At 48.5% G+C, this 12,347-nt stretch carries 11 protein-coding genes; 5 read left to right on the top strand and 6 right to left on the bottom strand.

Translation table 11 applies throughout. The features are described 5' to 3' along the window. Positions 1 to 59 precede the first annotated feature (59 nt). The gene (locus ACMHXE_RS01985) at positions 60 to 428 is read left to right on the top strand and encodes a hypothetical protein (RefSeq protein WP_051541835.1); all 369 of its coding nucleotides are present in this window, start codon (positions 60 to 62) and stop codon (positions 426 to 428) included. Positions 429 to 514: 86 nt separating this feature from the next. On the opposite strand, the gene caiA (ACMHXE_RS01980) is transcribed toward ACMHXE_RS01985, so the two are convergent. Then, positions 515 to 1,651, bottom strand: a complete 1,137-nt coding sequence (gene caiA / locus ACMHXE_RS01980; protein WP_165565794.1) for a crotonobetainyl-CoA dehydrogenase — start codon at positions 1,649 to 1,651, stop codon at positions 515 to 517. A 348-nt stretch (positions 1,652 to 1,999) separates the two neighbouring features. Between caiA (ACMHXE_RS01980) and ACMHXE_RS01975 the strand changes: the two genes are divergently transcribed. Continuing rightward, the gene (locus tag ACMHXE_RS01975) at positions 2,000 to 2,647 is read left to right on the top strand and encodes an MBL fold metallo-hydrolase (RefSeq protein ID WP_101056462.1); all 648 of its coding nucleotides are present in this window, start codon (positions 2,000 to 2,002) and stop codon (positions 2,645 to 2,647) included. Positions 2,648 to 2,723: 76 nt separating this feature from the next. On the opposite strand, the gene ACMHXE_RS01970 is transcribed toward ACMHXE_RS01975, so the two are convergent. From ACMHXE_RS01970 to fixA, 5 genes are all read right to left on the bottom strand, one after another. Next, positions 2,724 to 4,043, bottom strand: coding sequence for an MFS transporter (locus tag ACMHXE_RS01970; RefSeq protein ID WP_109247174.1), 1,320 nt, complete (start codon positions 4,041 to 4,043; stop codon positions 2,724 to 2,726). Between the two features lie 352 nt (positions 4,044 to 4,395). Next, entirely contained in the window at positions 4,396 to 4,683 is a 288-nt protein-coding gene (locus tag ACMHXE_RS01965) for a 4Fe-4S dicluster domain-containing protein (protein WP_025010089.1), read from the bottom strand. After that, positions 4,680 to 5,972: an FAD-dependent oxidoreductase gene (locus ACMHXE_RS01960; protein WP_109247173.1), complete on the bottom strand. Its 1,293-nt coding sequence runs from the start codon at positions 5,970 to 5,972 to the stop codon at positions 4,680 to 4,682. The genes ACMHXE_RS01965 and ACMHXE_RS01960 overlap by 4 nt, the downstream gene beginning before the upstream one ends. A gap of 60 nt (positions 5,973 to 6,032) precedes the next feature. Continuing rightward, on the bottom strand, positions 6,033 to 6,983 hold the full coding sequence (locus tag ACMHXE_RS01955) for an FAD-binding protein (RefSeq protein ID WP_109247172.1): 951 nt from the start codon (positions 6,981 to 6,983) through the stop codon (positions 6,033 to 6,035). Positions 6,984 to 6,993: 10 nt separating this feature from the next. After that, a complete protein-coding gene (gene fixA, locus ACMHXE_RS01950; protein ID WP_413731230.1) occupies positions 6,994 to 7,767 on the bottom strand; it encodes a putative electron transfer flavoprotein FixA in 774 nt (257 codons plus the stop codon). 533 nt (positions 7,768 to 8,300) lie between these two features. Between fixA and ACMHXE_RS01945 the strand changes: the two genes are divergently transcribed. From ACMHXE_RS01945 to caiA (ACMHXE_RS01935), 3 genes are all read left to right on the top strand, one after another. Further along, positions 8,301 to 9,407, top strand: a complete 1,107-nt coding sequence (locus ACMHXE_RS01945) for a hypothetical protein (protein WP_413731228.1) — start codon at positions 8,301 to 8,303, stop codon at positions 9,405 to 9,407. A gap of 128 nt (positions 9,408 to 9,535) precedes the next feature. Next, entirely contained in the window at positions 9,536 to 11,056 is a 1,521-nt protein-coding gene (gene caiT, locus ACMHXE_RS01940) for an L-carnitine/gamma-butyrobetaine antiporter (protein WP_165565799.1), read from the top strand. A 62-nt stretch (positions 11,057 to 11,118) separates the two neighbouring features. After that, the gene (gene caiA / locus ACMHXE_RS01935) at positions 11,119 to 12,261 is read left to right on the top strand and encodes a crotonobetainyl-CoA dehydrogenase (protein ID WP_109247168.1); all 1,143 of its coding nucleotides are present in this window, start codon (positions 11,119 to 11,121) and stop codon (positions 12,259 to 12,261) included. Positions 12,262 to 12,347 lie beyond the last annotated feature (86 nt).

Here is a 12,347-nt window from a genome sequence, read left to right as displayed (position 1 = left end):
ACTAGGTACAGGCCGCCTTTGTTAAAGTAGAACGCCATTTCACTGACAAGGAGCCCAAGATGAAACCATTGATGCGTTCCCTTTCCATCAGCTCCATGCTGACGTTAACCGCCTTACTCTGGGGTTGCAGCGATGTCATCAGCGAACAATACCCCACCGAAGCCGAAGCCCGGGCTGAAGGAGTATTCGAGCGAGGCTGGCTGCCACCGATATTGCCGCCCTCGGCCACGGAGATAAAGGTCAACAATGATCTGGACAACAACAGCTCCAGCGGCAGTTTCCGCCTGCCCGCCGCGGCAATGAGCGAGTTCACTTCTCAGTTAAAAGCCGAAGAAGGTCTGGCCAACAGCTGGTATTACCGCGAAGGCGACTCCCTGTGGATCTTTCGCCTGACCCAGGACGGAGTTATCCAGTACCAACTACAGTAAGGCTTCAGCTAGATAACGGTTACAGCTTGGCCAACAGGAAGGCCAACTCGGCCACATTGTGGACGGTATCTGTCTTTACCTAAAGACTAGACATACTCCCGAAGCACTTCCCGGCCCAGCGTCAGCACCTGCATCTCTTCCGAGCCGCCGGAAACTCTGTCGACCCTCAGATCGCGCCAGAAACGGCTGATGCGATGCTCGCCGGTGATCCCCTGGCCGCCAAACACCTGCATGGCATTGTCGACCACATCGAAGGCCGCCTTGGAGCAGTAAAGCTTACATTTGGCGGCATCGCCCGGGGTCATTTGGCCGTTGTCAGCCTTCCAGGCGGTGTGATAAATCATGTTCTTCATGTTGGTGAGCTGCACCGACATATAGGCAAACTTTTCCTGGATCAGCTGCGTCTTGGCGATCGGCAAGTCAAACTGTACCCGCTTGTTGGCGTAACGGGCGGCATCTTCGAAGGCGCAATAGGCGCAACCATAGTTGCTGCAGGCAATGAGGAAACGCTCCAGATCAAACTCCTTCTTCACCCTGGCAAAACCGTTGCCTTCGGTGCCGAAGAAGTCCTTTTCCTCCAGCTCTACGTTGTCGAACTCCACCACACAGCAGCTGTCCATCTTCAGTCCCAGCTTGGGCAAGTGGCTGACAGAGATCCCCGGTTTACTCATGTCGACAAAAAACTCGGAGAAAATCGGTTCGAAGCTGGCGGAATCTTTGGCCATCACCACCAGATAAGGCGTCTCGGCGGCACTGGTGATATAACATTTGGTGCCATTGAGGTAGACCTTGCCCTTCTTCCGGGTGTAAGTGGTCTGCAGACTGCGCACATCCGAGCCGGCATCCGGCTCGGTGACCGCCGAGTTCCACACCTGTTTGCCAGTACCAATATAAGCCATGATCTTATCGATCTGCTCCTGGGTGCCTTCCTGTAATATGGTAGGAAAACCCGCCATCTGATAAAGCACATAGGTTGGCGCACCGAGACGGCCCAACTCTTCCCAGATCAAGGCCAGAGTCACCAGACCTGCATCGCTGCCGCCGTATTCTTCCGGAAGCAGCAAACTATCCAGCCCCAGCTTGGCCAGCTCTCTGACAAAACGCTCAGGATATTCATTGTTGTCGTCGCAGGCGGAGAAATAGCATTCCCAGTCCTCCTGTGACATCAGGTCTCTTACTCCTGCAATAAATGCTTCTTGTTCGTTTGTCAGTCGATAGTTCATCGATACCTCAGCAAGTTTTCATCAGTAAGCAGGATACCTATCGAAACTCTGCGACAGGTACCTACGGCAGTATAACCCCAGGCATATTCGAGTCAATCCAGTTAGAAATGCTGGAACATGGTCAATATTATAGAAATTAGCCCGCCATCCCTTTGAGCTATTTCACAATAATCCAAGTGAAATAGATTATTCAACAACAAGATATAAATTTAAAGCCTGAAGCAATCCATTTAATGAATTAAAAAATAAAATCACAGAAAATAAATTATGATTTATTGAGCAATATCAACCAATAGAATCCATCCACCAGTAAACTCAATTTATATTTATATAATCGTGGAGATATAAATGACTCAAAATGTAAACTTCAAAATTATTCCCGTAACTCATTATAAACAAAATGCCTGTGTTGTTTGGCAAGATGGTTGCAACAAGGCCGCTGTAATAGATCCAGGTGGTGAAGTAGAGAAGATAACAAGTTTTATTGAAGACAATAAACTGGAGCTGGATAAGATACTCCTGACCCATGGTCATATAGATCATATCGGCGCAGCCAGATTATTGGCCGAAAGTTCATCGACCGAAATACTCGGCCCTCATAAGGATGATACTTTTCTGTTTGATATGCTGCCGGAGGAATGTCGTCTATATCAATTTCCCCACTGTGATGTCTTTTATCCAGACCGCTTTCTTGAGCAGGATGACACTATTTGGGTCGGCGAGTTACAACTTCAGGTGATTCATTGTCCGGGCCATACACCAGGCCACCTGGTATTCTTTGCCCCGGCGGCCAAGTTGGCCTGGGTTGGCGATGTGCTGTTCAGACACTCCATAGGCCGCTGCGATTTTCCCGGCGGGAATCACGCGGCGCTGCTGGATTCCATCAAGAACAAACTCTGGCCGCTGGGGGGAGATACCTGCTTTATTCCCGGTCATGGCCCCATGTCCACTTTTGCTGAAGAGCGGCGCCACAACCCTTATGTCGCCGACCATTGAAGCTGTTGCCGCCTCCTTGGAGGCGGCGATTTTCGATATTTTTAATAAGCAGCGTTTGATAGTTAGTATCTGATAATCAGTGTTTTACAAATCCGGCAACACTGGTATCCGCCAAGGTCATGCCACGGGTTTCCGGTGCCAGCAAGATGGAAACCACCAGGCCCAGCAGTGAAATACCGGCGCCAGCCATCATGGTCCAGGAAACCCCATAAGCGTTCATAAATACAGGCAAAGCATAGGTCGATAGTATGGTGCCTATTCGGCTAAAAGACATCACGGCCCCCACGGCCGAAGCACGGATATCGGTAGGGAACAATTCATTGGGGTAGAGCCACTGCAAGATCCCCGGACCACCTGAGCAGAAGGCGTACATACCAAAGGCCGCAATCACCACCCAGATACCGGGTGAGGACACCAGCCCCAGCATCGCCAGTGACAAGGTCATCATGGCAAAGCTGATGATAAGCAGTGGCCGGCGGCCCATGGAATCCAGCCAATACATGGCCGGGATACAGCCTATGATAAAGAAGGCGCTAATGATGATGTTGCCAAGTGCCGAGTCTTTGCCATCGTAGAAACCCAAGGCCCCAACTATCTGCGGCCCAAAGGTGTAGATGGCAAACATGGGGATAATTTGGCAGGTCCAGATAGTGCCGATAAAGATAATCATGGTGAAGTTGCGTTTTTCGAACAGCTTACAATACTGGGTATCGATCTTCTCTTCCGCTTCAATATGAATATTGCCGCCAAAGTACTGTTGCATAACCTGCTTATACTCAGCGATACGGCCCTTGCGCAGCAGCCAACGTGGCGACTCGGGTAGATGGAAACGCCCAAGCAGGATAACAAGACAAGGGATCAAGCCGCTGCCCAACATCCAACGCCAGCCACCCTCGAGATCGTAAAGCAGATAACCAACCGCATTGGCCGCAGTAGCGCCCACGTACCACATCAGCGCGATAAAACCCATGGTAAAGGCGCGCTTCTTGGTTGGGGAGAACTCGGCCACCATGGAGGTGGCAATGGGGTAATCGGCTCCAATCACCACCCCGATAAGGAAGCGCATCACCACTAATTCTATTGGGGATGAGACGAACATGGTGGCGACAGATAACACGGCTATTGCTATGATATCTATCAGGAACATTAACTTGCGACCAAACAAATCAGCCACATAGCCAAAGAGTGCAGTACCGACAAACAGGCCCACCAGGGTAGACGCCCCAACCAAACCAATCCAGTTGGCATCCAACTGCATCTCGGGGATAAGTTGCTCCAGCGCCAAACCAATAATGACCAGAATATAACCGTCGAGGAAGGGACCACCACTGCCCCAAAACATGATTTTCTTATGTAATGGCGTAAACTCCATTTCATCGAACTTTTTAGCTTTCATATGCTAATCTCTTATTTTAAACCAATAAATTCATTTGATTTATTCGTTCACAAAAATGTGCCATTAATCTTCAGCCTGATTTCTCAGCCGAGAAATACTGAATAAAAAATGGAATTAAAACAAATCTGAAGCTCAAAAGTGAGAAAACGGTTACAATTAGCAAACTACATAAATAGCATGTAAAACTTAAATAGGCTGAATAATGGATAAGAGCATAGCGCTTAAAATAAACAGTTATTTCACCCTGTTGACTAAAAAGAGTGGATAACCTTGAAAGTGTATGCTCTCACTTTGCACAATCGAGCTCGTTAGAAAACTAACTTAAATTCAGATTTAAGGTTTTCGAGCGGCACTAACCATAACGATATTCAATACCGAATGTACCTCTGGGGTATTCCCATTTCTTGATAATGGTTTCACCGCAAAGCATTTTACAGGTGCCACATTCCAAGCAACCGGCAGAGTCAAATTTTAGGCTGCCGTCGTCCTGAATTTTATAGAGTCCTGCTGGGCAGGCGTTGACCAACTTACGGAATTCATTGATATCCGGGTTTTCAACAAGCTCAATATGTGGATGCCCTTCATCAACATAGAATTTGTTTACCCCCAGTTTCACATCAACATTGACTGGCTCGCTCATATCGCTGTCATCCCCTTAATACCATCTTTAATCAGATTCATATAACCCACTTCTTTGGCATGCTTCATCAGGGTCTTGCGCAGAGGCTGCGAGGCGCTGCCATCTATGGTGAACATCTCCTGCATGAGATCGGCGACCAGCTTGGGATACTGATTGAAGATCCTTGGGTTCTCCATAAAGGCGGGTAATTTCTGGTACAGCTTGAGATCTTTCATGATAAAGCTGTTGTCCAACAGTGTTTGATAGGCACTGAGTCCAGCGGCACTGAAATCATTCTTGGCCTTGGCTGCGAGCACGGCTCTGGCGGCGGCCTCACCGGATGCAATGGCTAAATCCATACCGCGAACCGTATAGCCCACGTTGATACAGAAACCTGCCGCATCACCGGCAATCAAGACACCGTCATCCACCAGCTTTGGCACCATGTTCAGTCCGGCCTCGGGAACCACGTGGCCTGAGTACTCGAGCAGCTTGCCGCCTTCAATCAAAGGCTTGATCGCCGGATGATTCTTGAAGTCTTCCAGCATCTGCGGCACTGTCTTGGAGGAAGTTTCGATATGGTGCAAACCACACACAATACCCAAAGAAACAGTGTCTTTATTGGTATAGAGGAAGCCCCCACCCAAGAGACCATTGGAGGGTGAACCGGCAAACAACCAGGCAACCCCTTCGTCACCACTGACATTAAAGCGATCCTTAATCTGCTGCTCGGACAGGGCAATCAGCTCCTTGGCACCGACCGCCATGGCACTGGCTTGCACCTTGGGCTTAACCATGCCGATCTGCTCACCCAGAAGCGGATTGACTCCTTCAGCCAGAATCACTGTCTTGGCCAGCAGCGAGTCGCCATCGGCTTCTACACCAACAACCTTACCGTCTTCCTTGAGAATTTTTTCGACCCGAATACCGGTAATAAACTGAGCTCCGGCTTCCTCGGCCTGTTCGGCCAACCACTGGTCGAAAGTGCCCCTGAGGAGAGTATAAGACTCCTCTACCGGCTCCTGACCACGGCCGTTGTGATAGTCCAGAGTTACTGCCGTATCATCAGTGAGAAACGATACTTTTTCCTTGGTGACCTTACGCTCCAGCGGTGCCCGCTTGGCAAAATCGGGCATAATCTTTTCCAGGCTGTGAGCATAGAGTCTACCGCCAGTCATATTCTTGGCCCCGGCATAGTTGCCGCGTTCAATCACCAGAACATCGGCGCCCTGACTGGCCAGGACATAGGCAGCAACGCAGCCGGCGAGTCCGCCTCCCACTATGATTGCGTCAAATGCATCTTCTGACATGCTGATCCTCTCTTGAATTCGAGACTACCGGCCCCTTGAGCCGGTAGTCGGGCCAAACAGTTAACCTTTGAAACTGTTCAGTAAGGCTGGAACTATCTTGTTGATATCACCGACAATGCCGTAGTCCGCATATTGGAAGATGGGGGCATTCTTATCTTTGTTGACAGCGATAATGGTTTGGGAATCATTGACACCGACCATGTGCTGGATCTGACCGGAAATACCGACAGCCACATAGACATCAGGTTTGATCATCACACCTGAAACCCCAATGTAGCGCTCACGCTCCATCCATTTTTCGGTTTCGGCGATCGGGCGACTACAACCCAGTTCGGCTCCCACATTGTCGGCCAGCTGTTCAAGCAACTTCAGGTTGTCCAGAGAACCGATACCGTTACCGACACCGATAACGCGCTTAGCCTTACCCAAATCCACATTGGACTTTTCTTTTGGCCGACGAGCCAGGCAACGAATACCATTGGCAGGGGCAACAAATTCCAGAGTGATAGTGTCGGCGCTGCGACCCGCTTCTTCGGCTGGCAACTCCTTGAAGGCGCCGGCAGCCAGAGTCACTACGGCAATTTGAGAGGTGATCTTCTCTTCACCTATGGCCAGGCCACCGTAGACCAGGTGCTTGGCACCCACATGACCTTCACCATCGACTGTGAGTTCGGCGGCATCATTGAAAACCCCGGCACTCAGGCGCACACCCAGCTTAGCAGCCAACGCCTTGCCACGACGGCTGGCAGGCAGCAAGACCAAAGATTGCTGCGCTTCGGCTTCAATCGCCTTGGCCATGGTCAGAGCATAATCTTCAACTATGCGGCTAGAATCCTTCTCACCCAGGTGATACACCTTGTTTGCGCCCAGTGCCGCAGCCCTGGCGACTTCATCGGCACCACCCAAGACAAATACAGAAACACTGTTACCCAGTTGCAGACCGGCGGCCATCACTTCGGGCAGACGAGCGGCCTCACTGCTGAAAACCCAAACATTTGCTAGCTTGCTCATTTCATCCCCCTCAATTCAATACGTTGCCAATATGACCGACAAACTCGGCAACCTGGCCATCGTCATCACCCTCAATGATGATCTGCTTGCGAGCCTTCTGCTCAGGCGCAGTAATAGACACCAGCTCAACCAGTTGTGGGATCTCTTCCAGCGCCAGATCGGCATAAGCCAACTTGTTGACCGGCTTTTTACCTGCGGCCAGAATGGCTTTCATTGAAGGGATTTGAGGTTCGTTGATATCGGCAGAAACCGCTAATACGGCAGGGAGCGACAACTCCAGCTCTTCAACTTCATCGTCCAGCTCACGCTCGACCCGGACCACGCCATCGGCGACTTCCAGAATCTTGCTGACACCATTGATGCAAGGCACTTGCAGCAATTCACCAAGCAGCAAACCTACCTGCTGAGCATAGAGGTCACCGGAACCGTCACCGCAGAGGATCAGGTCATAACCTTCCTGCTTGGCCGCCGCCGCCAGCACTCTGGCAGTTTCATGCGGTAATACCTGTTCCAACTTAGGGTCGCAGACCAGAGTCAGTGCATCTGGGCCTCTTGAAAGAATATCTTTACAGGCTTTGGGGGCGGCCAGTGCATCTGCGGCTATGCTCAGCGCCGTAATATTGCAATCGCTCTGGGTTGCCTTGATTTGTACCGCAGCTTCAACGGCACACAGATCGAATTGACCTATCTTTTTGTTTACATTACTTGTGTCTACAGGAAGGTTGGGAATGACTTTGATATCCTGCTCTTCCGGGACAAGCTTATAACATGCAATGATCTTCATCTTATCTCCAGTCTAAGTATCACTATAAACATTCGTCTCTACTGGTTTACACTCCTCAACATTGGTGATCTGAAACCCATAATCAATAAAGTTTCAGGCTTACATCACACAAAGTCGCACCCTCCTGGGTAACGAAAGGGAATAAAATTCCACACCCATTTAAATATCAACATGGATAATAGATTAGTTCACCTTAACCAAATTTAGAGTTGCTTAATTGATTATCAGATTAATTAAATAAACCTCTCACAATCCATCAGCTTCATTTTATTAATACAAGCTATTTTCAATTAAGACCAAACAAATTCGTTTGTTGAGCCATTTTTTGTGAGCAATATCTGATTTCTAAGCCAGATTACAAAAAACCTGATTATATAACGAGCGCAAACGGTTCATTTTTGCCGTTTTTGGTGACTCTCGTCACATATTTTCGAGCAGAGCAACAATCCATTGACCAAAAGTGTGATGCGGGAATGTTTTTTTATTTATTGCCGAAACCATAATCGGTTCAAATTAAAAACGGAGGGTGATGAATGAATAAGTTTAAGCTAAAAAACATAAGCTTAATGTTATTAGGACTAACGCTTAGCATGCCAAGTTTGGCAGTAGAGATCAGTGGTTCAATAAGAGCTAACTACAGCATTAAAGATTTTAGTGATGCTTCAAAAGCCACAGGAGGAGACTTTGATTTCAATACCCTGGGAATAAAACTATCCCAGGATTTTGAAGACTATGGATTTGTCGCTGAATACCGCTTTGCCGATGGCTATGACTACCTAAAAAATGGTTATGCCTATTGGAATGCCAATGAAGATTTAACCTTGCAGCTCGGGGTAGTCAACAAGGCATTTGGTAATAAGAACTTTGCTTCCCACAACTGGTGGTACAGCCTCAACTACTACCTTGGTTTCGAAGATGACTATGGTGTTGGATTCAATATCAACCATAAATTCAATAACTTCGAAACAGACTTTTCCTTCATCCAGAGCTCTCTCTACAAGGGCAGCGACTATCGTAACTTCGCTGGTACCATAGGTTCAGGCACTGTCAATGGTACTACCTATAACAACAAGGAATACAATACCGCCAGTCTGCGCGAGACCTACAGATGGGAAAACGATAACTGGCAAGTGCTCTTGGGAGCCTCTGTTGAATACGGCCAACTTTATAATCCGGTGGCCGATGAATCAGGAGACAACCTGAACTATGCCGTACACCTGGATGCAAAATATCGTGACTGGGGTGTGCAACTCCAGTATTTGAAATATGACTTTGATCAATATGATGATGGTCAAATAGATACTTCAAAAATTGGTATTGGTGCAGTAAATGGTTTTTATGAAGTAGCCGCCAAAGGCGACATCATGACCTTCAACTTGTCAAAAGTTTTTAATACCCAATGGGGTGGTCAATTCACCTTCTATAACGACTTCAGTATTTTGACTCCAGATGAGTCAAAATTTGATGACTCTGTACTTAACAGTACTGGGGTATCTCTTTCATACAAACAATTCTTTGTATATGTCGACTATTATCATGCCAAAAATGTTCTCTGGCTAGGTGACAATAGTCTGGGTCTTGAGGACAGCGATAAGGAGTGGAATGGTCGATTCAACATTCACCTGCAATATTGGTTTTAATAACTGAGCTATCTAACCAGTAGCTCAAACCCAAATCATTTTTTATTAATCTGAGGTTTTTTATTAAACCTTACGGGCTCACCTTTCCTGAAAATCAATTAAAGACTTTTTGGGCATGGAGAATTTTGATGAGTGAAAATAAAAAGATCAAAAAGGCCGGTATTGAAGCGAAAATATTTTTCCCTTCACTATTGGTGGTGATCCTTCTCTCCTACTTTACTGTAAGAGACCTAGATGCAGCCAATGAAGTTATCAGCGCGGTCTTCCACTATTTAACCCATAGTTGGGGCTGGGCATTTGAATGGTACATGATAGTCATGCTGGCCGGCTGGCTCTGGTTGCTATTCGGTCCTTATGCCAATAACCGTCTCGGTAATGAAGAACCGGAATTCAGTACCGGAAGCTGGATCTTCCTGATGTTTGCCTCCTGTACCTCAGCCGCCGTGCTGTTCTGGGGTTCATTGGAGATCTACTATTATGTCAGTTATCCCCCATTTGAAATGGAACCTCTGACAGTCCAAGCCAAAGAGTTTGGTCTGGCCTATAGTCTGTTCCACTGGGGCCCCCTACCATGGGCCGGTTATGCCTTCTTCTCTGTCGCTCTGGGTTACTTCCTGTTCGTAAAGAAAATGGACGTGGTACGTCCAAGCGGTACGCTTTATCCCATCATGGGCAAGAAGTGTGAAGGCATCATAGGCACCATCATAGATAACATCTATGTCGTGGCGCTAATCCTGGCCATGGGTACCAGTCTGGGTCTGGCGACGCCTCTGGTTACCGAGTGTATTCAATATCTGTTCGGTATTCCGCGCACCATTGAAGTAGATGCCACCATCATCTCAGCCTGGATCATTTTCAACGCCATTTGTGTGGCCTTTGGTCTGCAAAAAGGGATCAAGATTGCCAGTGACCTGCGCAGCTACCTGAGTATCATCATCCTTGCCTGGGTACTCATCATTGGCGCCACCACTTTCACAGTAAACTACTTCACCGATTCCATCGGGGTATTGCTGATGAACATGGGCCGTATGCTGTTCTACACTGCCTCAGTCAGTGAAAGCAGCTTCCCTCAGGATTGGACAGTGTTCTACTGGGCCTGGTGGGTAGTTTACGGCATCCAAATGTGTATCTTCCTGGCCAAGATCTCTCGCGGCAGAACCGTGCGTCAGCTGTGTCTGGCCATGGTAGGCGGCTTGACAGCTTCTACCTGGTTGCTGTGGACCATTCTGGGCAGTAACACACTTAATCTGATGAATGAAAATATCGTCAATATGCCTGCCCTGATTGAACAATATGGTGCCGCCAGGGCCATTATTGAAACTTGGGCCGCTTTGCCAATGAGCACCATCACCATGTGGATGTTCTTTATTCTGTGTTTCTTGGCAACAGTGACATTAATTAACGCCTGTTCTTACACCTTGGCCATGTCAACCTGTAAAGGCGTCGATGCGGATAATGAACCACCAGTTTGGGTTCGTGTAGGTTGGTCTGTATTGGTCGGTGTTATCGGTATTGTTTTGTTGGCACTTGGCGGATTAAAACCTCTGCAAACAGCCATTATTGCCGGCGGTGCGCCTCTCATTTTCGTGAACATAATGATCATTATCTCATTCTTGAAAGATTCACGAAAAAATAATTGGAAGAGTTAATCTAATTATAGATTCACCTCACACCTTAACTTGATTAAATATATTTATATAGGGGAGTTTTCATGGATTATCGCTTAACAGATGAGCAGGAACTATTCGTTAAAGGTGTTCGTGACTTAATGGAAAGAGAAAATTGGGAACAATATTTCTCTGAGTGCGATGAAAATAGTCAATATCCAGAAAGATTTGTAAAAGAACTGGCAGATATGGGCATAGATAGCCTGTTACTGCCGGAAGAGTTCGGCGGCATGGAAGCCGGGCTGATGACCTTGGCGGTTATCTGGGAAGAGTTGGGCCGCCTCGGTGCCCCCACCTATGTCCTATTTCAGTTGGCCGGCTTTACTACGGTACTGAAACACGGTACCCAAGAACAGATCGACAAGATCATGGCCTTCCTGGGTACCGGCAAACAGATGTGGAATTCCGCCATCACCGAGCCGTCTGCCGGTTCCGATGTTGGTAGCCTGCTGACTACCTATACTCGCCGCGATGGCAAGATTTACCTCAATGGCACCAAGTGCTTTATCACCAGTGCCGCCGGTTGCCCCTTCCTGGTAGTGATGGCCAAAGACTCAGCCTCTGAGAAACCTGTGTTCTCCGAGTTCTTCGTCGACATGACCAAGCCAGGTATCAAGGTCAGCAAGCTTCCCAAACTCGGTCTGAAGATGGACAGCTGCTGTGAAGTGCAGTTCATCGATGTTGAGCTGGAAGAGAAAGACTTCTTCGGCACTGAGGGTAACGGCTTCCTGCGGGTAAAAGAAGAGTTCGATGACGAGCGTTTCCTGGTGGCCTGCACCAACTATGGTACGGCTTACTGCGCCTTTGAAGACGCTGCCAAGTATGCCAACCAGAGGGTACAGTTCGGTGAAACCATTGGCCGCACTCAGCTGATCCAGGAGAAGTTTGCCCATATGGCCATCGAGCTGAACAACATGCGCAACATGATCTACCACACTGCCTGGAAAGCCGACAACGGCATGATGACCTCTGGTGACGCGGCCATGTGTAAGTACTACTGCGCCAACGCCGCCTTCCGGGTAGTCGACCATGCCATGCAAGTCTTCGGTGGCTACGCCATCGCCGGTGAACACCGCATCAGCCGCTTCTGGCGCGATCTGCGGGTAGACAGAGTCTCAGGTGGTTCAGACGAAATGCAGATCCTGACACTGGGTCGCGCAGTGCTGAAAGAGTACCGCAACAAATAGTTGCCTTGAGGACCGGCCGGGTTTGCTTATCTCCCTGCTCCCGGTGAACCCGGCCGGTCAGTATGACGCAGCACAATCTGCGCCAT

Origin of the sequence: Shewanella sp. BJSY2023SW007, assembly GCF_047314525.1 — a bacterium.
In the GTDB taxonomy this organism is placed as follows: Bacteria; Pseudomonadota; Gammaproteobacteria; order Enterobacterales; family Shewanellaceae; genus Shewanella; species Shewanella chilikensis.
This window is presented reverse-complemented; position numbering and strand designations above follow the sequence as displayed.

Bases quoted from the DNA above. Each gene is read 5' to 3' on its own strand.
- ACMHXE_RS01985 (WP_051541835.1), top strand. From the start codon at position 60: ATGAAACCATTGATGCGTTCCCTTTCCATCAGCTCCATGCTGACGTTA.
- fixA (WP_413731230.1), bottom strand. From the start codon at position 7,767: ATGAAGATCATTGCATGTTATAAGCTTGTCCCGGAAGAGCAGGATATC.
- ACMHXE_RS01960 (WP_109247173.1), bottom strand. From the start codon at position 5,972: ATGTCAGAAGATGCATTTGACGCAATCATAGTGGGAGGCGGACTCGCC.
- caiA (WP_165565794.1), bottom strand. From the start codon at position 1,651: ATGAACTATCGACTGACAAACGAACAAGAAGCATTTATTGCAGGAGTA.
- caiT (WP_165565799.1), top strand. From the start codon at position 9,536: ATGAGTGAAAATAAAAAGATCAAAAAGGCCGGTATTGAAGCGAAAATA.
- ACMHXE_RS01945 (WP_413731228.1), top strand. From the start codon at position 8,301: ATGAATAAGTTTAAGCTAAAAAACATAAGCTTAATGTTATTAGGACTA.
- ACMHXE_RS01970 (WP_109247174.1), bottom strand. From the start codon at position 4,043: ATGAAAGCTAAAAAGTTCGATGAAATGGAGTTTACGCCATTACATAAG.
- ACMHXE_RS01965 (WP_025010089.1), bottom strand. From the start codon at position 4,683: ATGAGCGAGCCAGTCAATGTTGATGTGAAACTGGGGGTAAACAAATTC.
- ACMHXE_RS01975 (WP_101056462.1), top strand. From the start codon at position 2,000: ATGACTCAAAATGTAAACTTCAAAATTATTCCCGTAACTCATTATAAA.
- caiA (WP_109247168.1), top strand. From the start codon at position 11,119: ATGGATTATCGCTTAACAGATGAGCAGGAACTATTCGTTAAAGGTGTT.
- ACMHXE_RS01955 (WP_109247172.1), bottom strand. From the start codon at position 6,983: ATGAGCAAGCTAGCAAATGTTTGGGTTTTCAGCAGTGAGGCCGCTCGT.